Origin of the sequence: Xylanibacter caecicola (genome assembly GCF_013166515.1) — a bacterium.
Taxonomy (GTDB): Bacteria; Bacteroidota; Bacteroidia; order Bacteroidales; family Bacteroidaceae; genus Prevotella; species Prevotella caecicola.
The window spans coordinates 53,430-76,090 of record NZ_JABKKJ010000003.1 but is presented as its reverse complement, the minus strand read 5'-3'; the positions used below and the strand labels follow the sequence as shown (position 1 = coordinate 76,090).

Genomic DNA, 22,661 nt, shown 5'->3' with positions numbered 1-22,661 from the left:
CTTATCGGGCGAAATATCGCCTTAATTTGTGTGCAGGAATAACATACTACCTACCAGCATGTTACACCGAAATACAAGGATATGTGCATCATACGGAATACAAAAGTTGCCTGATTTCACCGCAAAAGCAGGCAGATTATGTCCTAAAGGTGGCATCTTTGACTGCCAAAGCAGGCATATACGGTGCCTAAAGTTACGTGTTTTACCATCTAAAGCATGCTTTTTCACCGCTAAAAGAGAATATTTTCACGGTTTAACGGTATCTTTCGCACACTCCGCTCACGTAGAACAAGATTTTCGGACGACATTTTCAAATTGACGATATGACACACAAAACGGCTTATAAGCTACAATTTGAAACTCGCAACAAAGGGAGAAAGAAGAGACATTGAGGGGAAATACAAGAAAGAACCGCCACGCATCAGTTCCGCGTGACGGTCCTTATTATTTATAATGAAGAAGTTTTTTTAATAGCCGGGGTTCTGATATTCCTCCGGATTGTCTATGAGAAGTATCTCCGCATTAGGTATCGGGCGCAGATAGTGTATGTTCTTGTCGAAACGTGTTATCTGCGGATTAGCCTTTGCAATGCGGCTCTCGAAAGCACGGAAACGCTTAAGTGTCATCCAGCGGTTCCACTCTCCAATCATCTCGCGTGCATTCTCGTCAAGCAGGAAGTCGGCTTTTATCTCCGATGTGCTCACGTCCATGCTGTGGTCGTGACCCTCGCATGAGCGGTTGCGCAGGTCGTCAAGCCGGCTCTTTGCAGCAGGCAGATTGCCCAGACGCCATTCTATTTCTGCCGACAGAAGGTAGGTCTCGCCCAAACGGTATACTATACAGTCGGCTGCCGAATAGGGTTTGTTGGCGTTGGAACCGGCGTATAGCGACGGAGTGTCCGCCTTCTTGAGGCTCGGGAAGAACTTCAAGGGTTTGGCGGGGTTGGCATAGTTCATGTCTACGGTGAACGTAGCATAGCGCTTTGCATCGCGTTCAGCCTGTGTCATGGGCTTGCGCGAGATGTATACGGCGGTGTCGCCCAGCGTGATGTCAAAAGCATGATTGCCCACGCGCGCTGCATCCAGTCTGTAGCGTGTGGCGTCTGCCTGGCTCCAGGTGTATTTTGTGCCTGTCGCATCGTTGGCCTTGTTCACATAGTATGTGTCCTTGAAGAAAGCCTTATAGCGCTTGTCTTTCTCTCCGTAGAGGTCGAGCATGTACTTGCTCGGCTCCATATAGCAGTTGCCCTTTGCCAGCTTCGGCACGGCAAAGCCGTTCACTTCCGTGGCATAGCTTGCCACCATGCCGTCGAGGAATATTCCCGATGTGTTGGCGTTGAATGCCTCGGCATGCTTCCATACGCGGTTGAAATAGTTTCCGCGCGGGTTGTATGCCGTTATCGTAGAGTGGCATACGATGAACAGCGACTCATCGTTGTTCTTGTTGTTGCGCTCGTCGAACACCTTGTCCACGTCGTCATAGAGCTTCACTCCCAGTGCGGCAGCATTGGTTATAAGGTAGTCTGCAGCAGTCTTGGCATCTTCCAGCAGCTTGCGGCTTTCCGCCTCGGTCAGTGCCGTGACGTTGCCCAGTCCGTCGGTATAGGTCGAATAGGTCAGACATGCCTTTGCATATAGATGGTATGCGGCGGCACGCGTCACGTGTCCTTTCACTTCCTGTGTCACAGGAAGGTTCTTCATGGCAAAGTCGAGGTCATCGAGTATCACCTTGTAGAATTCGTTCACCGTGCTGCACTTGGGTGCCGACACAGGACTGGTGGTGGGAACGAGGGGCAGATACTTGCCTCCCCACTGCTCTACGATGTTGAACAGGGCATGAGCACGTATGAAGTGTGCCTCGGCAACGAGGGCGTTTATCGCCTCGGGAGTCATGTCTCTCACCTTGTCGGCATATTGTATTGCGGCGTTGCACGAGTTAAGTATGGCATAGAAACCGGCATATCCCTCGTTCAGCATACCGTTCGACGAGCCGAAGTCTTCATATCTCATCAGCTTGCTCCAGTTGCCGTTGGTGCCTTCGGGGTTGGCATCCTGCCATATGTCGGTTCCGCCTTCGGCAACCATAAGGTATGTGTCTTCCGCCTGACCGTATACAATGCGTATAAGGTCGAAGTAACAGTCGTTCACTTTCTTCTCAAATCCGCTCGGCGTGCTCCACTCCTGGTCGGTGGACACTCCCGACGGGTTATATTCGTCAAGGCTGCATCCTGTGGTGAACATCACTGTGGATGCAAGTGCTATGGACAGCAATTTATGTCTTTTCATTGGTATTTCTTTTTAGAATGAAACGTTTACACCGAATACGAACTGTTTTGACAAGGGGGCTTCATCGTCATTGCCGCCCTTCTCGGGGTCGTAGTCTTTAAGATAGTCGCACTTTGTATATATGAACGGGTTGCTTGCCGTGAAGTAGAAGCGCAAGCGCTCTATGTTTGCTTTCTTGAGCAGCTTCTTGGGTACGGTATAGCCAAGGGTGATGTTCTTTACTTTCAGGTAAGAGCCGTCGAAATAGTTCGCCCACTGTTGGTAGGGGTCCTGACCGTTGGATATGCTTGCGTCCGGGCGCGGATAGCGTGCGCTCTGATTCTCCGGTGTCCAATAGTCGCAGATTACGGGCGACGGAGAAAGTCCGTCGGTGCGGTACCAGCCGGTGAGTCCGTAGTTGATTGTCCACTTCCAGCGTGCTATGACGAGGATGCTCAGGTCGAAGTTCTTGTATGTAAAATTGTTCAGCAAGCTGCCCTGCCACTTCGGGTCGGCGTTGCCCAGTACATAGTAGTCGTCGGCATTGAGTTTGTAGTTTGCCTCGCCTTTCTCGGCAATATGCACCTGTCCCGGTTTCTGGCTGTACTTTGCAGCTTCGTCGGCTTGTGCCGTACCCCATATTCCGGCATACTTGTAACCGTAATATGTATGCACAGCCTCGCCCGGTATAAGATAGTATTCGTTGAACTGCAACGGACCTTCGCTCGTGGTCTTTACCACCTTGTTCTTGTTTGTGGCAAAGGTGAGCGTTGTGTTCCATGTAAACTTGGGACCGGTGAAGTTGCGGCTTGTGATGCTCAGTTCGAGACCGGTGTTGCGTGTCTCGCCCACGTTAGACCAGATGTTGAACGGCGACGAGCCGTATCCTCCGGCAGAATAGGGAAGGTTCTTCTTAAACAGAAGGTTCTTGGTGTCGGTGCGATACCAGTCGAGTGCCATGCTTATGCGCTCGTTGAAGAGACCGAGATCAAGACCTATGTCAAAGTTATATGACTTCTCCCATCCCAGATCCTTGTTGGCAATGGACAGCTGGTAGCCGCTGTATGGCACGGCGATGTCCTGGAAACCGAATATGCCGTTGCGGCTATAGTCGAGCGTTGCATATTCCTTGGCGCCGGCGTTGCCGGTAACACCGTATTCCGCACGTATCTTAAGATTGGAGATGAAGTCGAACTTCTGCATGAAAGCCTCGTCGCTGATGCGCCATGCAAGGGCTGCGGCGGGGAACACATCCCACTTGTTGCCTTCGGCAAGTATCGACGAACCGTCCCAACGGCTGCTCACACTTGCAAGATAGCGACCCTTATAGCTGTAGTTTATACGGGCTGCGTATGACATCTTCTGGCTCTGTACATACTCTGACGATACGGTGGGTGTGCCGGTGGCTGCACCGAGGTTGTGGTATGCATACGAGTCTGTGTCGAAGCCGTTGGCAATGGCTGTCACTTTCTCGCGACGGTCCTTGCTCCATTCCGTCACGCCCGTTACGGTGAACTCGTGGTCGTCCTTTATCTTGAAGTTATATGTCAGGATGTTCTGCCACTTGTAATTATAGGTGAATGTGTTGGGAACCTCTGCTGTCACCTTGCCGCTCTCAAGTCCTTGATACGACTTTGTTCCGGTGTATATTCCCTGCTTCACGTTGCGGAAATATCCGCCGAGCACGCTCTTGAACGACAAGCCTTTCAGCGGTGTCAGTTCCACGTATGCCTGCGGCATCACACTCAGGGTCTTCACGTTGTTTACATACTGCTGTGAGCCTGTGTCGGCAAGAGGGTTCATGTTGCCGTCGCCGAGCGGATAGTCTACAAGTTTGCCGTTCTCGTCGTAAGGCGTTCCGAGCGGAGGCATGCAGAGCACGCGGTTCCAGATGCGGCTGTAGCGGCGGTCGTTGTCCGAGTACATGGCGTACAGGTTCAGACCGTATTTCACCATTTCGTTTGCCTTGAAGTCGAATTTGGCACGTGCGGAATAGCGTTGCAGTTCATCACCCTTGAGCAGACCCTCGAGGTCGTAGTAGCCCAATGAGAAGTAAGATGTCATGCGGTCGTTGGAGTACGATGTGTTGATGTTGTAGCTCTGTGTCTTACCCGTCTGCGATGCAAGTTCCGCCCAGTCTACCCATTGTCCCTTGTCTATGTAGTCCTGCATGTAGTTGGGGAACAACTTGCCGTCGTCTTCCGGACCGTTCCATACACCTGCCGCACGCTGTGCCTCGCGACGGAAGTTGATATAATCCTGTCCTGTGTTTACTTTCGGGAAACTGGTAATGGTGTTCCAGCCGTAGTAAGCATCAAGGTCGATGGAAAACTTATCCTTTTTGGGTGTCTTGGTGGTGATGATAATGACACCGTTTGCACCTGCGGCACCGTATATAGCCGTGCTCGACGCACCTTTGAGGACTTCTATCGACGCAATGTCATTGGGATTGAGTTCCTCGTATGAGCCTTCCATGCCGTCGATAATGAACAGCGGATTGTTGTCACCGTTTATCGAGCGGACGCCACGGAGGTTCATGTTCACGCCGGAACCCGCCTCACCGTTGGACCTTGTAATGTCGAGACCGGCAACCTGTCCCTGTATTGCCTCGATGACATTGCTTGTAGGCATGCGCACAATGTCTTCTGCCTTTACGGACGAAACGGCACCCGTAAGGTCTCGTTTCTTCATCGTACCGTAACCGATGGCAACAACTTCGTCGAGTTCCTGTGCGTCGGATTTCATCGTAATGTTGAGGTTTGATTGTCCTTCAGCCTTCACTGTGACCGTGGCATAGCCCACGTAAGAAAAAACGAGTGTTGCGTTTGAAGGAACGGGAAGTGAGAAGTTACCGTCTACGTCGGTAACACAGCCGGTACCCGACTGACCCTTTACGGCAACAGTAACGCCGATTAGCGGGTCGCCGTTGTCATCTACGACTTTGCCCTTGACTGTTTTCGATTGGTTAACTTGTTGTGTCTCAGTGGATTTTACCCCCCGAAAACACTGCCGGCTACTATTGGAACGGGCATTGACAATGTGCCAACGGCAAGTCCGCAAATAACCAACGCGCGTCCGTGTCCATGACTTAGTACATCAAATAGATGACGCATGTTTTTCTGATACTTCATCGGTAATTTTTAAATTGGTTAGTAATAATATATAAAAAAATAATCGTAAACTTGTTATTAGATTTAATTCAAGGTGAGCGTCTTGAGCTGCTTTAATTCATCATAGGTTGTTGCAAAGATAGTTTTTATTTATTAAAAACAAATAAATTGACAGCTTTTTTTGTGCCGGAGGTGTCATTTTACAATAAATACAATAAAGAAGATAGAGGGAGATAAAAGAAGATATGTGGCTTGCGCCACGGGAGATAAAGGACAATGGTCCTTGGATTAAGCAACAAGGCATTTGTCCTTTATCTCCCTTTTTATCTTCCCTTATCTCCCTCTATCTCCTTTTTACATTTGGTTCTCACCCGCCGGGAATATGGATATGCTTGTATTTGTCCTTATTGGGACGGATGTTCGTTATTCCGAACTTACGCATAATCTATAATTAGGAGGGAATTTTATATATTAGTGAGTTTACGAATTACAAATTACATTCCCCTCACATTATAAATTATCAATTGTCAATTATTACGCTGATTTATACTTTACAACTCCATGCAGGAACTTTAAAGAATGGAAAGAATAATCTTTACATTCCCCTTTCTTATATGTAATGGAAACTATCAGTTTCTTTTCATCCTTATAATAGCCGGATGCAAAAGAATACTTTTTCCATAAATGCTCCACACAACTATCCACTTCTTCTATATCCGGATCGGAAGAAAGTATATTGGACATCTTCTCTTTGAAATCTTCTTCTTTCATCTTGCAGTCCAATATGGTTACAGCCTTACGGGCTTTATACCCATCCACCGGATTTGTTATCTCAGGATGTTCCTTTGCCAAACGTTTATTGTCATACCTGAATATGACAAAACGGTTGCATATGGAATATATATCCTCGTCACCCAATGGAAGAGTGTATACAAACGCCCCATCGGGCAATCCGACCTTCTCCAAAGAACGACCTGAGATATGAAACTTTTCATATCCCGATAAATCGACAACAGTCTCACCCTCGGTATAAATGGTTTTGTTCCGATCTTTGGGAACGGATATAACCGTGTCGCTGCCATCGTATGCTCCGGCAAACGCACATTTCACATTCTCCACACGTTTGGAGGTAACGACCTTTATCACGAAATAGATAAAAAACGCTGATATTGCTATATATAGTATCATACTGTTCATATCATAAACTAAACTGATGCGACTTTCTGGCGCGGACAAACAGCATATAGCGAAGATGTCTTCAGCCCCATCATACATAAATATAGCATAACCACACAGAAGATACGCCAAGGATTGCCTTCAACGTTAATGCTTAGAAGCAATATCACAAAAAGGCTTTCCACCAATATGTATGATACTTTTGTCCATCTCTCATCCAATATTTGGGTATCCTTTTTCAATGAGAACACACTGTACAGATAATCACCAAAGAAAGCAATAATCCATATAAAGACAGGATTTAAGACATCCTTAAGCAAATTTTGGGACACAACCTGTCTGCAGTCCAAATCCAATATACCTGTAAAAGATGAAATAAAAGAGATTACACCCCAGAATATCACATATATGAGATTAATCCAATTCAAATCCACTACATTCTTCATAACTGAGATACAAAGATACTACAAATTCTACTATTTTCAAAGAAAGCACTGTAGAAAGTGCTAAAATTGCATTAAATAATGATAATTTACAATAAATACAATAAAGAAGATAGAGGGAGATAAAAGAAGATATGTGGCTTGCGCCACGGGAGATAAAGGACAATGGTCCTTGGATTAAGCAACAAGGCATTTGTCCTCTATCTACCTTTTATCTTCCCTTATCTCACTCTATCTACTTTCCACATTTAGTCTTCATCCGCTCGGTAGGGACATATGCTTGTATTTGTCCGCACGCATCGAAGAGGCGTTCAGATAAGAAGTTAAGGTTTTCAATACAAATGCTCTGTTGCTTCATACCTTTTATGTATGTGCATGCCCCAAAGAACGCCTCCGTGAGGCGTGCGGACATTTACAAGAAAAAGTCCCTACCAAGGGGAAAACGGATAAAGATATTGTCCGTTATCCCGAACTCGCATAAATAATGATAATCTTTGTTGTAATATGACTTCCTAAAAACTATTGTATAACAAAAAGTCCGGCGCGTCTGCAACCGCAGTGCGCGCCGGACTTCTTAATAGTAAGGATATGCAACAAATTGCTTTTACCCTTATATCATCATGATAATATTACCATTCGTCATCGTCCCAAAGGTCAGGATTGTTGGGTTTTGTACATATGATATCTTCGCTATCACCATCCTTGTCATTTATATCCAAGTTTACTTCATCAGTAATATCTTTTTTATCCCAAGTGGATACACCTGTTTTTGACAGACCGGCTAAAAGCGATTCTGTTTCTATATTCACAAGTTCGATACTTGGTTTTATATATATTCTTTTCATGGTTTTCTGCATTAAATGATTACTTAACAATGATTTTCTTCCCGTTCGTTACATATATACCCTTTGCCAGACCCTCTATGCCGTTACGGCTTACAATCTGCCCGTTCAGGTTATATACGTTGCCATTCATGACATTTGCATTTTCTGCATCCGTGAGAATAGAACCAATGTCCGTAGTCGTTCCGTCTTCAACACCGTTAATGCTCAAACCTGTAAGTTTGGAGAAAGTACCTTCTCCTATATATTCAAACCATGCACGTGTTCCGTTCATCCTCCTGACTTTTGTAGACAAGTATATGTTGTTACCTGTGCCGTCTGCCTTGTAGCCAATATAATAACTGTTTGCAGGCATGTCCTTCGGAATATAAGAACCGGTAATCTTCCAGTTACCGCCTGTCATCTCCTTGATTGGCACATAACCCGTATATGTTATATTCTCAAACTTAGGATTCTCTTTTTTACTAACGGGTTTTATCAGCACAGGTGTACCTGCTACTATCATCTGATGGAAATGCTTTACAAGGTTCAGTTTGGAACCATCCACCTTGCCGAAGTGAAGAATCTGTGTGCCTTGTCCGAAAGCATCTTCCAGAGTGGACGGGCTTACGCTGAATGGTAGGACAAGAGAGGTCCATACGCCTGCATCGAATGTTCGATTAAGCGTTACGTTGCATCCGGATATACCTGTTTTGTGAGCTTCAATCGAAGCAGGAAGTCCTTCTACAAGTTCCTCACCGGTTCCGTCTTCATTAATTGTAATATTCCTATTGTTTACAATTTCTGCCCACTTTGTATCATCCTTGATAAGTCTCTTGAACGAATATCCGCAGGCACCAACCTTTGTAACATGCCCCATGATGAAGTATGTCTTTCCCGGCTTAACATCGAAAGAATATCTCACGTATGCCTTAGAAAGGGTTATCCAGCCGTTGCCGTCTTTATAAAGAATGTTGTGGTCAACCTCTGTTTTAGCATCACCTCTCCAATATGCCTTAGTGTCATCATCACTTACGGTATTGCCACTGGCATCCGTCAAAGTTAAACCGTCGTCACTAAGCGTGCAATCCATGTGACCTGCCCTATATACCAGATTACGATACAGTTTGAAATTCCTTTCCGATTGTTCTACAGTCTGAGGGTTTTCACCGGTATCCTCTGTAAAAGAATTATCTGTAGCACCAAACTTGAATATCTCAACGTTCATATCGCTGTTGGCATTAATAAATGCCCTCACGTTCTCGACAACCCTACCTTCTTCATCACAAACATAAATCGGGCGTGTCCTCATAACCGCATGATTGGGATTATCTGCATTAGCAATGATACCGTTCTGTCTCAAGATAACATTGATGGTACCGCCCATCTTAGGCTCAAACTTGATATAAGCACCGGATACAGGAATCTTGAATGTTCCGTTGTCTGTAGACGCTTCTGTATAATATCCATTCGTGACTTCTGTATACGGGACATACTGTGTGCTTCCGTCAAACTGTTTCTTTGATTCACCCTTAGCATCCTGTTGTCCTCTCGCCACGTATTTAAAGCCTGATATTTCAGAACTGCCCATCGTCCCGTCAACAGATGTCTTCTCCCAAACATTTGCCTCTCCTTTACTTCCGTACGTCGCTATGACATATTTACGGCTACCATCCTCTGTTGCAATAATACGCTGGTCACCGCCATTAAGCTGTACTCCTTCCTTTAGGTCATTTATAAGGGTGAAATTAAAACGTATAGTCTTGGTAATACGTTCACCGACTTCTTTTTTTGTCTTCGTATTATAAACAACAGCAGTGACAAAAGTTGTAGACGTCAGCAATATATATCCGCCTTTATATTCAGTAGTAGGCGTTGAGGTTCCTGAATTATTCTCATCATTAACCATTGTATATCTTACCACACAGTTAGTTGCATCTACCAGTCCCTCCGGCAATTTGAAATATAAACGCAACCTTTCACCTTCGTATGCCTTATCTTTTAAGGCATCGATATCAATATCTACCTCTGCCTCACTTCCGGCATCTTCCTTCACTTCCTTTAAAATGAATATCGGCTCTGCAACTACCGGTGCAGCCGTAACAGCAACCCGTAATGTTGTCGTTGCGCCATTGTACGTTTCATTTCCGGCAAAGCTCACCGTGATTGTAGCTTCACCTACAGCCACCGGTGTGACATTACCGCTTTCATCTACTGTGGCAACACCCGTATTATCACTTTCATAAGTATATGCAAGACCATTAATAACCTCCTCACCGTCTTTAGCTGTCACCTCAATAGGTTTTGTTGCATCGCCTATTGACATATTCATATCGCTGGAAGAAAGGGTTATGTCGTTCTTGACAACAATAACGGTTGCAGTTTCTGATTTTACAACATTGTCATTTTCTTCTCCTGTATTATTTTTAGCTATACAATAATAAGTATATGTTCCTGTTGAAGACTTGCTTGTTGTATAAGAAGAATTTGTCTCATCAGGTATCTCGGTATCATTCTCATACCATTGATATGTAGGAGTAGGATTTCCATTTGCCACAGCGGTCAATGTAAAGTCTTTATTTACACCCACATTTGTTTCTGATAGAGATATTTTGCATTCTGTGACAGGTATAGGTGTAGTATTGCTATAAACAATAATTTTAGTAATTTGAACCTTCCCATTCGCTGTAACTGTAATATCATTAGATGTAAAATTAGTTGCTTCCAAAATTACTTTACCTGCCGTCAGTTGTTTTGTTGAAGAATTAAAACTTCCTATAGAACTATAACTACTCCTACCTATAAATATCTCAACACCTGTAATACTTTTATTTTCACTTGTAATTTTAAGTGTTCCTGTTTCTAGTACATGATAGCCATTATCTCCTTGGCTTTCAGAGAATAATACAGTGATACCATCAATTGTTTTAGTATCAAATCTATCTTTTTTATCATTTACCACAAAATCAAAAGTAACTGATTGTGCCCAACCCACAACAGTCATCAGACACATTAATAATAATGTAAGAAATCGCTTCTGTCCTCTGTGATTTCTCTGTTTCTCACCCTTTATGCAGGGTGAACCTAAGTAAAAAGTTTTCATTTTAAAAGGATTTTAGTTGTTTATTTTATTACTTGTTATACTTCATGTTGTCCGCAGACTTGATATTGTATCTTTTCTGTTGCCGTATACTTGCGGTTTTAATATACCATCATTGCTTTTGCAAGTAGAGTGAGGTGTATTTTGTTAGTAGTGTTTAAGGTGCGGGGTTTTACTCGCCCCGCACCATGCCCTGCCTTTTTATACGCGACAAAGTCTCGACTGTTTCAGTTTTAGGTACAATTAACTTTAGTGTTTGTCTTTTTTAATGGTATTATTGTTATATATATTTTAGTTGTTTTTACGAAATAATCACATGTTATACGTAGTTCTTGATTGTAAATGTACATCTTTTTCAACTTTTATGTCAAAAAGTAATGTTCTTTTTTACATAAAATAACGAAAACGATTACGGAAGAAATAAGTTTGACAGATAATGGGAAATGATTGATTGTGTCGGTTGCCTGCTATTTAACGTTAATTTAACGAATTAAACAAACCACCCTCCGAGGGTGTTCATAATTCAATATTTGTTGCATGTATGGATATTTTTTTCACTTCGTTCAACAACACGTCTTGTAAATGTCCGCCTAAACAGTCTGAAAATCAATGGCTATATGCCGGGCATTTACAAGACGTGTTGTTGAACGAAGTGAAAAAAGTGCCGTCTGAAGGATATAAGATTACATTACAGGCTTGACAATATCAAATTTAAGTCCAAGTGCGTTAATAATGCGCAGGAACAATCCTACACCGGGTTCGATAAGCCCATTCTCAATCTTTGATATGTAAGACTTGTTCGTACCTACTTTCTCGGCAAGTTCGCTTTGGGTCATTTTCGCTTCTTTTCTTGCTTCAACAAGAACCTGACTCGTATAAAAAGTATATGCCTCTTCGTCAAACCGAGCACGCTCACTTGTACCTTTTTTTCCATATTTGCGCTCAAGAACGGCACTGTAATCATTTATTTGATGATTGTTTGTCTCCATAATATGCTTCCTTTATTTTTAATGCCTTTTCAATTTCTACTGACGGTGTCTTTTGTGTTTTCTTATGAAAACCGTTGAACAATACGACAATTTTCCCGTCATCGAAGATAAAGAACACACGGTAAATATTTCCTCCGTATTCCATACGTAACTCATACAATCCGTCACGTATGAATCTTATAAATTTGGCAGGCAGTCTGTCTTCTATTTCCAACAGTGAGATGATGTAATCAAGTTTACGCAGTTCTTTTTCAGAAAGCGTTTCGATGAATGCCTCAAAATAACCTCCATATGTTATTATCTTACGCTTCATAATGCAAAGATAATAAAAGTTTACATATATAACAACAAACGATAGTATATAATTGATAATTTATAATGAGATAAGCGAATTTATGTACTGCGCGTAGGGATGTTCCTTGGAACATCCGAAACACCAAGACAATTACCATATACATGCCGGTGAATGTCACACTTAAGTGATAACGCCATGCGGCTTCGGATGTTCCGGAGAACATCCTTACAACAAAAATTGAATTGTGACACACCCTCATCTTTATATCCACCTTATGTAGGGACTTTTTATTGTAAATGTCCGCACGCATCGAAGAGGCTTAATATCAACAGTAAAAGTTTTCAATATTTTTTATCCGCGTGAAAGTAACAACGAACGCCTCCATGAGGCGTGCGGACAAATACAAGACGTGTTGTTGAACGAAGTGAAAAATATATCACTACTCGCGCGGAGAAAACCAATTAGCTTTATTTTCGATTGCCGAGCGTTGCTTCTTCATTCTTCATTTCAAATTTTGCTCTTTTCCAAAAAAGCACTTTGATATGCCGAGCCGGTCCATTATTGCGGCAATGAAGAAACATCCTGCTACGGCAAATGCCAACGAGACGGCAAGGAAAAGCATTCCCGTGGGTTCCACGCGCAGGAGAACGGGCTGATAAATCTTGGCAAGCACGGTGAAAACGGGAGAGAAAAGAAGCAGCACAAGCGTGTTCCTGCCGATGAAGAGCATAAGGCGAAGCACGGTGCCGCGACAATATCCGAACAGCACAAGGCAAAGGCTCATGGCAAGATATACCATGGCAATGCCACCGGGAGTGCTCTTGTCGAGACACGCAGGCATACAGGCGATAAGGACAAACGGAACGGCGGAAAGCAACGACGGACGGAAGAACGAGAGAAAAGGCGTGCCGCTGTGGCGCAGAACAACGCCTGCCATGAAATAAAACGCGCACGGCAGGGACACAACATGCAGGCAGCGTGACAGAAAGGCATAGCACAGCGCGAGGATGACAAGACGGGGAAGAAGCGTAATACGTGGCAAACGGAACACAAAGAAACATATAAGTCCGCAGAGCATCAGTGTGTGCAGATACCAGTATGGTCCCAGCGGATGCAGCAAAATCTTCTCGACAAGAAGTCCCACAGTGAGATTGTCCACGTGCTCGCGTATGGGAAGGAGTGACGCCATGAACGTGTATCCGCTCTCCATGACGGTGTATGGTATGAATATCCACAGCAGGGTGAGAAGATAGCTGCGCACGCTTCTGCCGGTATTAAGCATATATCCGGAAATAATAAGAAACGCAGGCATATGAAAAGTGTACACTATCTTCTTGGCATAAGGGTACGTGTCGCCGATAAAGACAATGTGGAAAGCAATCATGAGGAGTATCATGATTGCTTTAATAAAATCTATCTCGACGATACGCCGGCGGGAATCGCCGGGTGCCGTGGCTGCGTTATGCTGTTCCGTCATGGTTTGTTCTTACTGCTCGTCGCCGTTGTAGTTAATCTGGCTGTCCTGCATGTTATTCTCGTCGTGGTTCATCTTCGGGCGCTTTGCACGCATGTTGCCGAAGTTGTATGTCAGCGTGAAGTTCACGTTGCGGCTGTGACGCTTGTTTATCTGATGACGCGAGAATGTCTCGTTAGACGTGAATGTCTCCCACTTACGGCTATTGAACACGTCGCGGCAGTTAACCGAGAGGGTCAGAGCCTTGCTGAAGAACGACTTGCGCAGACCAAGGTCGAGTCCGTAGTTTGCCTTGCGGTATCCCTGTGTGATGACCTGACGCGAGCGGTAACGCCCCGTTGCCTGTATGGATATGTCATACGGCAGTATGATGCTTGCCTGCATGCGTGCGTTCCATGTGAAGTTGCTGTTGCCCTCACCCGTTACCGTCTGTCCGTCGATGTCGTAGCTGAAACCGTTCAGCTTGTAGTAGTAGGCATTGGCGGTTGTCGTGAGGTCGAGAATGCGGAACAGTTTGTTTTTCAATACCATTTCAAGTCCTGTGCTCAGGCTCCGCGCCACATTCATATTTGTCTGGTACATAATGCCGTCCGTGGCGCCCTGATAGTTGATGCGCTGTATCACGTCCGTGGTGGGACGATAGTATGCACTAAGCATCAGAGAGTGTTCCGTCCATGTCTTTAGATAGTTGAGTGAGAACGAGTGGCTGTATTCCGGCGTAAGCTCGGGATTGCCATACGACACTATCGAGGCGTCGCGGGTGTTTCTGAAACTGTTGAGCTGTCCGCCCCACGGACGGCGCAGACGGCGTGTATAGTTGAGCTGCAACTGCTGTGTCTCCGTAAGCTGATATGACATGAATACGCTGGGGAAGAGCTGGAAATAGTCCTTCTTGAACGCCGGTTCGCGTTTCGTGGCATCGTGTTCCTGTTCCCACGTATAGCTCTCGGTGTTTACCTTCCAGTATTCTCCGCGCAGACCTGCCATAATGCCGAACTTGCCGAAGTTGAGCGTTGTCGTTGCGTAAAGGGCATGCAGATCCATGTCGTATATGAAGCGGTTGAAGTATTCCTTGTCTTCCGTGCTGTTTGTTCCCTCCCACGTATCGTCGACATACGACTCCTGCGGAGAGTTCTCGTGACTGAAGTTTCCCTGATATCCCGCCTGCAGCTTTATGTTCTCCGTTATGGGATTTTCATAGTCTATCTTCACCTCCCAGCGCTTGTTGCGCATGTACATGGGGCGGTGCTGATAACTGTACTCGCGCCCGCGGTCGGGCATGTCAATATATTCCGTGCTGTCCTGATACAGTTGATCGTTGTCCATGTTCCAACTGTGATAGTCGGCAACGAAGTCGATGAAGTGAGTATCCGTAAAGTTATGCCTGTAGTTAAATTCCCCGTAGAGCATGCGCATGTCTGAGTCGCCCGTGTTATGACGCGTCATTATATGGCTGTCCGTGGCACTTCCTATCGCTCCGTAGTGATATGGGTAGGAATATCCGTCGTTGTGTCCGCCCTTCATCATCATACCGCTAAGCGAGAAATCGTCCTTTTTCGTTGCGTGCCATGTGATGCCGGCGCGCGAGAAAAGGTTGTTGCCACGGTGTTCGGAGTCGCTGTTATAATACTGATACTGGTTGTTGGCGAACGATTCCTGATAGCTTGAAGTGTTGCCCTTGTGCACTCTGTGACGGTATCCGATGTTGAGATAGGCATCGAACAACGAACTGTTGTAGTTGATGTTACCGCTTGTGTTTGCTCCGCCGTTGGTGTTACCGCCTGCCTGCAGCGAGCCGTAGTAGCCCGCCTTGCGGTCTTTTTTCAGCACGATGTTTATTATTCCGGCACTGCCTTCGGCGCTGAACTTGGCAGACGGATTGTCTATCACCTCGATGCGCTCGATGCTTTCCGCCGGCAACTGCTGCAATATTTCAGCACGATTGTCGGTTGTAAGACCGCTCGACTTGCCGTTTATCCACACCTCCACACTGGTGTTGCCGCGCAGGGAGATATTACCGTCGTTGTCTACCTCTACAGACGGGATGTTCTCAAGCACGTCTGCCGCGGCTCCGCCGACATTTATTATCTGCTGCGACACGTCGAACGACTTGCGGTCTACTTCCAGTTTCATCGACGACCGCTGCCCGGTTACGGTAACTTCGTTAAGCATCCGTGTGTCTTCCGACATATACAAACGACCGTAGCTCACCATTTTCTTTTCATCGGAGATGGTGAAATTGCGTTTCAAAGTCTTGTATCCCATAAACGACAGGGTGAGGGTGTAACTTCCGTTTTCAAGCCCCGAGACCCTGAAAGCGCCTCTCTCATCGGTAATACCGCCTTTCAGCGTCTTGGTGTCTCCCTGCCGCGACACGGCTACATTTACAAACTGGAGTGCTTCGTCTACCCTCTTATCCAACACGTTACCCTTAACCGTTCCTTGCGAAAATGCGCATGCCGTGCCCAATATGAACAGGCTGAACAACAATAATAATCTACTCATAACTATATTGTGACAGACAAATAATGTGAAAGTTTAATCAATTACATGCAATTTCAGCACATTACCATGCCGGAAGTCCTTTTTAAGGAGGTGCAAAGTTAACAGGTTTTATTCTAACAGCCAAGAAATAACATGCTTGTATATATGAAAATAGAAATAAAATTCTTACCTTTGCATGCGTAAATGCCGTTGATATACTTCATCAACAAAAGTTTTTTATCTTTGCAACGGCATTTGCCCGTATAGCATACGGACGCAACAAAGAGTGGGGTCTCATAGTTCAATGGATAGAACAAGTCTCTCCTAAAGATTAGATCCGAGTTCGATTCTCGGTGAGACCACTTCTTTTTAATTAAGAATTAAGAATTAAAAATGAAGAATTAGAGGAACTATAGAAAACTATAGAACCTATAAAAATCTATTGATACGATAGAATCTATAGGTCATGCACTTGATAAAACAGCAAAAGCAAACACTCGCTATCGATTGTCAATATAAAAAGATGTGGAACCGTAACCGGTTCCACATCTTTTTATATATAGCCTTATGATACTCTGTTTATGCCGCAGCAGCAGTCTTATTGCCGGCTTTCTTGCCGAGCGTGATGTATGCCACAGGAGCTGCAACAAATATTGACGACAGTGTACCTGCCACAACACCGATAATCATTGCAAACGAGAAGCTGCGGATGCTGTCACCTCCGAGGAAGAAGATGCAGAGCAATACCAGCAACGTAGACAGTGAAGTGTTTATGGTACGTGCCAATGTCTCGTTCAGAGAGTTGTTGAACGTCTCGCTAAGTTCACGTTTCTTGTACAGTCCGAGGTTCTCGCGTATACGGTCGAACACAACCACCTTGTCGTTTATAGAGTAACCGATAACCGTCAGGATGGCACCGATGAAAGTCTGATCTATCTCGAGCGAGAAAGGAACTATTCCCCACAGTGCCGAGTAAATACCGAGCACAACCAGCGTGTCGAGAGCCAGAGCCACTACAGAACCCAACGAGAACGCTACGTTATGGAAGCGGACGAGGATGTAGAGGAATATGGCAACGAGAGCCAATATAACGCTTATGATAGCGCCGTGAGTGATATCCTTTGCCACAGAAGGACCAACCTTGGCAGAACTGATAATGGAACCGCCTGCACGCACATCGGGATTTTTGAATGCGTCGACACTCTTCTGTGTTACAAGATTTGCCTTTGACAACGATGTGAAAAGGATGTTCTCTACCTCATCGTCGATGTTCGGGTCGTTGGACTCTATCTTGTAGTTGGTGGAGATACGTATTGTCTTTCCGTCGGTACCTATTGCAAGAGCTGTAACATGGCTGTCGCCGAACGACTTCTGCAAAGCCGCGGTCACCTGCTCGGGCTCTACCGGTTTTTCAAGTTTTATGATATAGTTGCGTCCTCCGGTAAAGTCGATACTGCGACTCAGACCCTTTGTAAAGAGACATGCAATGAACAGAACTGCTATTACGCCTGCTATAGTGAATGTGCGACGACGCATTCCCATGAACTGTATCTTTGTATTCTGAAGCAGATTACGCGATACGCGTGTTGTAAAGTTCAGGTTCAGCCACTTGTCTTTCTTCATGCGGTTTTCGTAAACAAGGCGTGTAAGGAACACTGCAGAGAAGAACGAGCAGCATATACCGATGATAAGCGTCGTTGCGAAGCCACGGATAGGACCGGTACCGAATACGTACAGGATTACACCCGTGATGATAGACGTAAGGTTAGAGTCGAAGATTGCCGAGAAAGCGTTGCTGTATCCCAGTGAGAGAGCCTGCTTTACGCCAAGTCCCTTACGCAGTTCTTCCTTGGTGCGCTCGTATATCAGCACGTTTGCATCCACCGCCATACCGAGCGACAGCACCATACCGGCGATACCGGGCATTGTCAGTGCAGCCTGGAACGATGTCAGAATGCCGAGCGTGAAGAACAGGTTGATGAGCAGAGCGCAGTTGGCTATCATACCGGGTATCAGGTCGTACATCACCACCATGTATATCATAAGGATGATAAATGCCACGATGAACGACATTATACCCTGCTGTATCGACTGTGCACCCAATGTAGGACCAACCACGTCTGCCTGTACGATACGTGCAGGTGCCGGCATACGACCGGAGATAAGGGTGTTTGCAAGGTCCTTGGTGTCTTCGATTGTAAAGTTACCGGATATCGTCGAGTTTCCTCCCGAGATTTCTCCGTTAACGCGTGGAGCGCTGTATACCACATCGTCAAGCACAATGGCGATGGCCTTGCCGACGTTTGCCTTTGTCAGAGCTGCCCAGCGGCGTGCTCCGTCAGAGTTCATGGACATGCTTACGCTGGGACGTCCCGTCATCTGGTCGAACTCGTCCTTGGCACTTGTCACCACATCGCCCTCAAGCGGAGCGCGACCGTTGCTCTGTGTCACCTTGAGCGCATAGAGTTCGAACACGTTCTTTGCCGATATGCCGTCGGCGGGCTTTGCACCCCACAACAGTTTCACGTCTGAAGGCAATATCTGCTTTGCCGTCTCCGAATAGATAATCTTGTTTATTTCGGCTGTATCGCGCACGCTTGCATATCCGACGATACTGAGCGAGCCTTGCGGAACAACCTGAAGCATGGCAAGCAACGGATTTTGTTTCTTTGCCTGTGCCAACTGTGAGCTTTCGTTGGCTGCAGCCTTTTCCGCAGCAGACGAAGCACCCTTGTTTATCTTCAATTTCATATCGGCGGGTGCTGCTTCTGCCACCTTGTTTGCGGTCGTATCGGCAGTTGCAGTCGAGTCTTCTGTCTCAACGCCTGCAAGGCGCTGGTCTATCTGACGCAGATAAGGCACAACCTCCTCGCTGTTGAATGTCTCCCAGAACTCGAGGTTTGCGCTGCTCTGGAGCAACTTACGTATGCGCTCCGGCTCGCGTATACCGGGCATTTCTACCATAATACGTCCGTCCTGACCTTCCAGTTTCTGGATATTGGGCTGAACAACGCCGAACTTGTCGATACGGTTGCGCACAACATTGTAAGAGTTGTCTATAGCCGACTGAACCTCTGCACGCAGTGCCTTCTCCACCTCGCTGTCGCTGCTCTGTGTCGTAACCTTGCCTTTCAGCTGCTGTGTGGCAAAGATTTCCGCCAGGCGGTGTCCGGGCGCATTCTGCTGATAATACTTGATGAAGAGAGAGATAAAGTCGCTTTGGCTTTTCTCTTCTTCCTTCTTTGCCTGTTCCATTGATTTAACGAAGGCAGCATCTGTCTTGTGATCTGCCAGTGTCTCGATAACGTCCGGAACGGAGATTTCGAGAATCACGTTCATACCTCCCTTAAGATCCAGTCCCAAGCCTATCTGTGTTTCCAGACACTTCTGATAAGAGTACACGCCCAGATATTTCACCGAGTCTTTGTAATCCTGCTGTGCAATGGAGTCCTTTATGCCGGCAGCCTGCTTGTCATAGTAGGCGGTGGCAAAGGAGAAAGACAAATAGAAGATGCTTGCAAGAGTCAATAAGGCGGCTGTTACAATTACAATTCCTTTGTTTTGCATTTTTTGTTATTATTAAATTATTGTATTCGTAATTTGATATATAGCGTGCAAAGATAATTATTTTTTTTTAAACTTTGGAATATTTAAGTTGCTTTATTACTGTTTTTTTGCTTGTTTCGAAGCTTTTTCCAGCCAGCCGTATATGGGATAGTGGTCTGACGCGTCTATGCTTCTGTCTACTTTGAAGTTGTAGGGTTGCCACTGCCCGGAACACATTATGTTGTCTATCCTTACGAAAATGGCGTTGTGATTGTATGATATACCCGGTCCGTTGGCAGTCGCCACGTAACAGTCGGTAAGCTCGTCGGCAAGTATACGACGGGTATATGATATCGGGTTGTCGTTGAAGTCGCCGCACAATATAATGCTTTTGCCCTTATGCCGGCGCACATATTCCGCCACGGCTTCTGCCTGCGGCGCCCTCCTGCGGTTGGCGTCACCGAGCTTGGTTATCAGTTTTTTCGACTCTTCCTTTATGGTGTCGTTTCCGGCATTGCCTTTTACTATATTCCTGAACTCGGCACGTTCTTCAAGCGACAGCCCCGTAGACTCGAAATGGTTGTTGATTATAATCACAGTGTCGCCGTCCATTACGACTTTGAACGCCGCACTGGCATTGCTTTTAGAGGAATATTCTATCTGCTCCTTGCCCACTATCGGGTGTTTGCTCAGCAGCACGAGCGACGTGCCCGAAGGGGCTTTCAATACCGAATCGCGATACGGATAGGCATCGCCGGTATATGTGACAAGCGGTTCGGACATTGTCCCTTCCTGTATACAGACTATGTCCGCACCGCTATCGCGTATGTAGCGGAATATGGGGTTAAGGCTGTCGACCATGATGTCGGGCGAGCCATAGTTGGCAACATTATACGACATGACCTTCACCGCGCCCTCGGGCGTGTCGCCCGTGATGTTGAGCGGCGAATATGTGCGTATGGGGAAATAACACAGTATAAATCCGATTAAGGGAATGAGCGTGCCCCTCTTATAGAACATTAGCCAGAAAACGAGAAAGGCAAAATTACATATTATGAAAAACGGGAACGTCAACCCCACGACAGACAGCAACGGGTGGTCTGCCGGACTGAGTCTGTCGCTCATTCCTACCAGTGCCATCACCGCCACCGTGGCAATGTTGGCACCCGACATAAGCTGTATCGTCAGCCTTTTCAGTTGTCTGAACATTACTTCAAGAAAAGATTTCGTGCATAACGACTGTTGTCATTTCCTGCCGTTTTCAAAAAGTTTCTGTTTCTCTTCCTTCGTCAGGCTGTCGTATCCGCTGCGGCGTATCTTGTCGAGAATGCGGTCCGTCTCCTCCTGTTCCTTTCTCTTCCTGGCGTTATACTCGTGGTCGCTCTCTCTGCGGTTACCATACATGTCGTCTGCCTTGCGGTGGGAGTGCTTCTCCCACGAGTTTCTCATTCTGTCGAAGAACTGATGCCCACGGTTGCGCCCGAAATTGCCGTTGCCACCGTTGCCGCGCCAGTATCTTATCATGATATATCCGAAGAGCATGCCGCCGAGGTGGGCGAAATGTGCCACGTTGTCGCCTTTTGTGCCGAGCGCGAAGAACAGTTCAATCGCTGCATAAAACATCACGAACCATTTTGCCTTTATCGGTATCGGAAGCGGAAATATGAAAATGCGCTCTTCGGGGAATATCATGCCGAAAGCAAGCAGTATGCCGTATACCGAGCCTGATGCCCCCACGGTGGTCCATGAGTTGAGAGCAACGGAGTTCACTCTGCCTGCTTCGATGAGGTCTGCTACCCCGAACGACGGCACCTGGTCGCTCATCATTATATAAAACGAACCGAGTTGTGTAAGTTCCTGTATCAGTCCGGCTCCTACACCGCATGCCAGGTAATAGAACAGGAATCTCTTCGGACCCCACACATTTTCCACCACACACCCGAACATCCAAAGAGCGAACATGTTGAAGAATATATGTTCCAGACCGGCGTGCATGAACAAATATGTGAACAACTGGTAAAGATGAAAATCGGATGCCAGCAGAAAATGAAGTCCCAGTATGTCTTTGAGGTCTACTCCCACCCTTCCGAACACGAAAGTGGCGGCAAACATCAACACATTAATAATCAGAAGATTCTTTGTTATGACAGGGATATTGCGCATGTAGTAAATCTTTATGTTTATGTTTTACAGACGGCAAAAATACTAAAAATATCCGTTATAAGGCATAAAAACACGCTGTTACGCGGTTTTTTTCAATAAATTACTCACTTTTTCGCCTTTTTTGTTTGGTTTATAAAAGGTTTCAATTATATTTGCGAAACAATTAACGGATTATATTTCCTAACATATTAATAATTAATAACTAAAAGATTATGAACAAGACAGAACTTATTGAGAAGATCGCAGCCGGTTCAGGTTTGAGTAAGGCTGATTCTAAGAAGGCTCTTGATGCTACACTTGCAGCAGTAAAAGAAGCTCTCGTTGCCGGCGATAAGATAGCATTGGTTGGTTTCGGTACATTCAGTGTAAACGAGCGTCCCGCTCGCGAAGGCATCAATCCGCTTACAAAGCAGAAGATACAGATTGCCGCCAAGAAAGTGGCTAAGTTCAAGGCAGGTGCCGAGTTGGCAGATGCGTTGAACTGATTCTATATCTGAGAGTAGTAGATCTATCGGGGCATGTCCGTCAAGGGCATGCCTTTTTTACAGGATTGTATCTCGTTGTAAATCAGAACGATACACGAGTTAGGGAGGGTAAAACATATTGCTCAGGAAGCTTGTTTCATGCTTACATTTTAATAAAACCGCACCTCCTGTATTTGCGATATTTCAAAATAAATTTCTTTTGTGTGTAAATAATCGCGAAAATGCGCGTGCAACTGTAAGTTGTTGTTATATTGTGCGTTACTTTTGATTACACCAAAGTGTGCAATAAAGAGCAGTGTCCGGAATGAGAA

The 22,661-nt window shown here is 45.7% G+C and carries 13 protein-coding genes and 1 tRNA gene; 2 read left to right on the top strand and 12 right to left on the bottom strand.

What is annotated here, in order from left to right; translation table 11 throughout:
* Positions 1-467: 467 nt before the first annotated feature.
* The 9 genes from HPS54_RS03065 to HPS54_RS03025 all read right to left on the bottom strand — a co-directional run bounded on the left by HPS54_RS03065 (position 468) and on the right by HPS54_RS03025 (position 16,177).
* Positions 468-2,285, bottom strand: coding sequence for a RagB/SusD family nutrient uptake outer membrane protein (locus tag HPS54_RS03065; RefSeq protein ID WP_172344008.1), 1,818 nt, complete (start codon positions 2,283-2,285; stop codon positions 468-470).
* Positions 2,286-2,297: 12 nt separating this feature from the next.
* Positions 2,298-5,324 carry a SusC/RagA family TonB-linked outer membrane protein gene (locus tag HPS54_RS03060; RefSeq protein ID WP_172344007.1) on the bottom strand — a complete coding sequence of 1,009 codons (3,027 nt, stop codon included), beginning with the start codon at positions 5,322-5,324 and terminating at the stop codon, positions 2,298-2,300.
* Between the two features lie 584 nt (positions 5,325-5,908).
* Positions 5,909-6,562: a hypothetical protein gene (locus HPS54_RS03055; RefSeq protein ID WP_172344006.1), complete on the bottom strand. Its 654-nt coding sequence runs from the start codon at positions 6,560-6,562 to the stop codon at positions 5,909-5,911.
* A 1,060-nt stretch (positions 6,563-7,622) separates the two neighbouring features.
* On the bottom strand, positions 7,623-7,838 hold the full coding sequence (locus HPS54_RS03050; protein WP_172344005.1) for a hypothetical protein: 216 nt from the start codon (positions 7,836-7,838) through the stop codon (positions 7,623-7,625).
* 19 nt (positions 7,839-7,857) lie between these two features.
* Positions 7,858-10,818 (bottom strand): immunoglobulin domain-containing protein, encoded by a 2,961-nt coding sequence (locus tag HPS54_RS03045; RefSeq protein WP_253951922.1) that lies wholly within the window; start codon positions 10,816-10,818, stop codon positions 7,858-7,860.
* A gap of 779 nt (positions 10,819-11,597) precedes the next feature.
* A complete protein-coding gene (locus HPS54_RS03040) occupies positions 11,598-11,903 on the bottom strand; it encodes a helix-turn-helix domain-containing protein (protein ID WP_172344003.1) in 306 nt (101 codons plus the stop codon).
* Complete coding sequence (locus tag HPS54_RS03035; protein WP_172344002.1) at positions 11,875-12,216, bottom strand: type II toxin-antitoxin system RelE/ParE family toxin; 342 nt, start codon at positions 12,214-12,216, stop codon at positions 11,875-11,877. The genes HPS54_RS03040 and HPS54_RS03035 overlap by 29 nt, the downstream gene beginning before the upstream one ends.
* A 484-nt stretch (positions 12,217-12,700) precedes the next feature.
* Positions 12,701-13,675 (bottom strand): acyltransferase family protein, encoded by a 975-nt coding sequence (locus tag HPS54_RS03030; protein WP_172344001.1) that lies wholly within the window; start codon positions 13,673-13,675, stop codon positions 12,701-12,703.
* A gap of 9 nt (positions 13,676-13,684) precedes the next feature.
* On the bottom strand, positions 13,685-16,177 hold the full coding sequence (locus HPS54_RS03025) for a TonB-dependent receptor (RefSeq protein ID WP_172344000.1): 2,493 nt from the start codon (positions 16,175-16,177) through the stop codon (positions 13,685-13,687).
* 269 nt (positions 16,178-16,446) lie between these two features.
* On the opposite strand from HPS54_RS03025, the gene HPS54_RS03020 reads away from it, so the two are divergent.
* Positions 16,447-16,518, top strand: a tRNA-Arg gene (locus HPS54_RS03020).
* 217 nt (positions 16,519-16,735) lie between these two features.
* Here HPS54_RS03020 and secDF read toward each other — a convergent pair.
* From secDF to HPS54_RS03005, 3 genes are all read right to left on the bottom strand, one after another.
* A complete protein-coding gene (gene secDF / locus HPS54_RS03015) occupies positions 16,736-19,723 on the bottom strand; it encodes a protein translocase subunit SecDF (protein WP_172343999.1) in 2,988 nt (995 codons plus the stop codon).
* Positions 19,724-19,819: 96 nt separating this feature from the next.
* Complete coding sequence (locus tag HPS54_RS03010; protein ID WP_172343998.1) at positions 19,820-20,911, bottom strand: endonuclease/exonuclease/phosphatase family protein; 1,092 nt, start codon at positions 20,909-20,911, stop codon at positions 19,820-19,822.
* Positions 20,912-20,947: 36 nt separating this feature from the next.
* Entirely contained in the window at positions 20,948-21,865 is a 918-nt protein-coding gene (locus tag HPS54_RS03005) for a rhomboid family intramembrane serine protease (RefSeq protein ID WP_172343997.1), read from the bottom strand.
* Positions 21,866-22,077: 212 nt separating this feature from the next.
* Here HPS54_RS03005 and HPS54_RS03000 point away from each other — a divergent pair, with 212 nt between their 5' ends.
* The gene (locus HPS54_RS03000) at positions 22,078-22,350 is read left to right on the top strand and encodes an HU family DNA-binding protein (RefSeq protein ID WP_172343996.1); all 273 of its coding nucleotides are present in this window, start codon (positions 22,078-22,080) and stop codon (positions 22,348-22,350) included.
* The last annotated feature ends 311 nt before the right edge of the window (positions 22,351-22,661 follow it).

Coding starts and splice junctions, on each gene's coding strand:
- HPS54_RS03065 (WP_172344008.1), bottom strand. CDS start 2,285: ATGAAAAGACATAAATTGCTGTCCATAGCACTTGCATCCACAGTGATG.
- HPS54_RS03055 (WP_172344006.1), bottom strand. CDS start 6,562: ATGATACTATATATAGCAATATCAGCGTTTTTTATCTATTTCGTGATA.
- HPS54_RS03050 (WP_172344005.1), bottom strand. CDS start 7,838: ATGAAAAGAATATATATAAAACCAAGTATCGAACTTGTGAATATAGAA.
- HPS54_RS03045 (WP_253951922.1), bottom strand. CDS start 10,818: ATGACTGTTGTGGGTTGGGCACAATCAGTTACTTTTGATTTTGTGGTA.
- HPS54_RS03040 (WP_172344003.1), bottom strand. CDS start 11,903: ATGGAGACAAACAATCATCAAATAAATGATTACAGTGCCGTTCTTGAG.
- HPS54_RS03035 (WP_172344002.1), bottom strand. CDS start 12,216: ATGAAGCGTAAGATAATAACATATGGAGGTTATTTTGAGGCATTCATC.
- HPS54_RS03030 (WP_172344001.1), bottom strand. CDS start 13,675: ATGACGGAACAGCATAACGCAGCCACGGCACCCGGCGATTCCCGCCGG.
- HPS54_RS03025 (WP_172344000.1), bottom strand. CDS start 16,177: ATGAGTAGATTATTATTGTTGTTCAGCCTGTTCATATTGGGCACGGCA.
- secDF (WP_172343999.1), bottom strand. CDS start 19,723: ATGCAAAACAAAGGAATTGTAATTGTAACAGCCGCCTTATTGACTCTT.
- HPS54_RS03010 (WP_172343998.1), bottom strand. CDS start 20,911: ATGTTCAGACAACTGAAAAGGCTGACGATACAGCTTATGTCGGGTGCC.
- HPS54_RS03005 (WP_172343997.1), bottom strand. CDS start 21,865: ATGCGCAATATCCCTGTCATAACAAAGAATCTTCTGATTATTAATGTG.
- HPS54_RS03000 (WP_172343996.1), top strand. CDS start 22,078: ATGAACAAGACAGAACTTATTGAGAAGATCGCAGCCGGTTCAGGTTTG.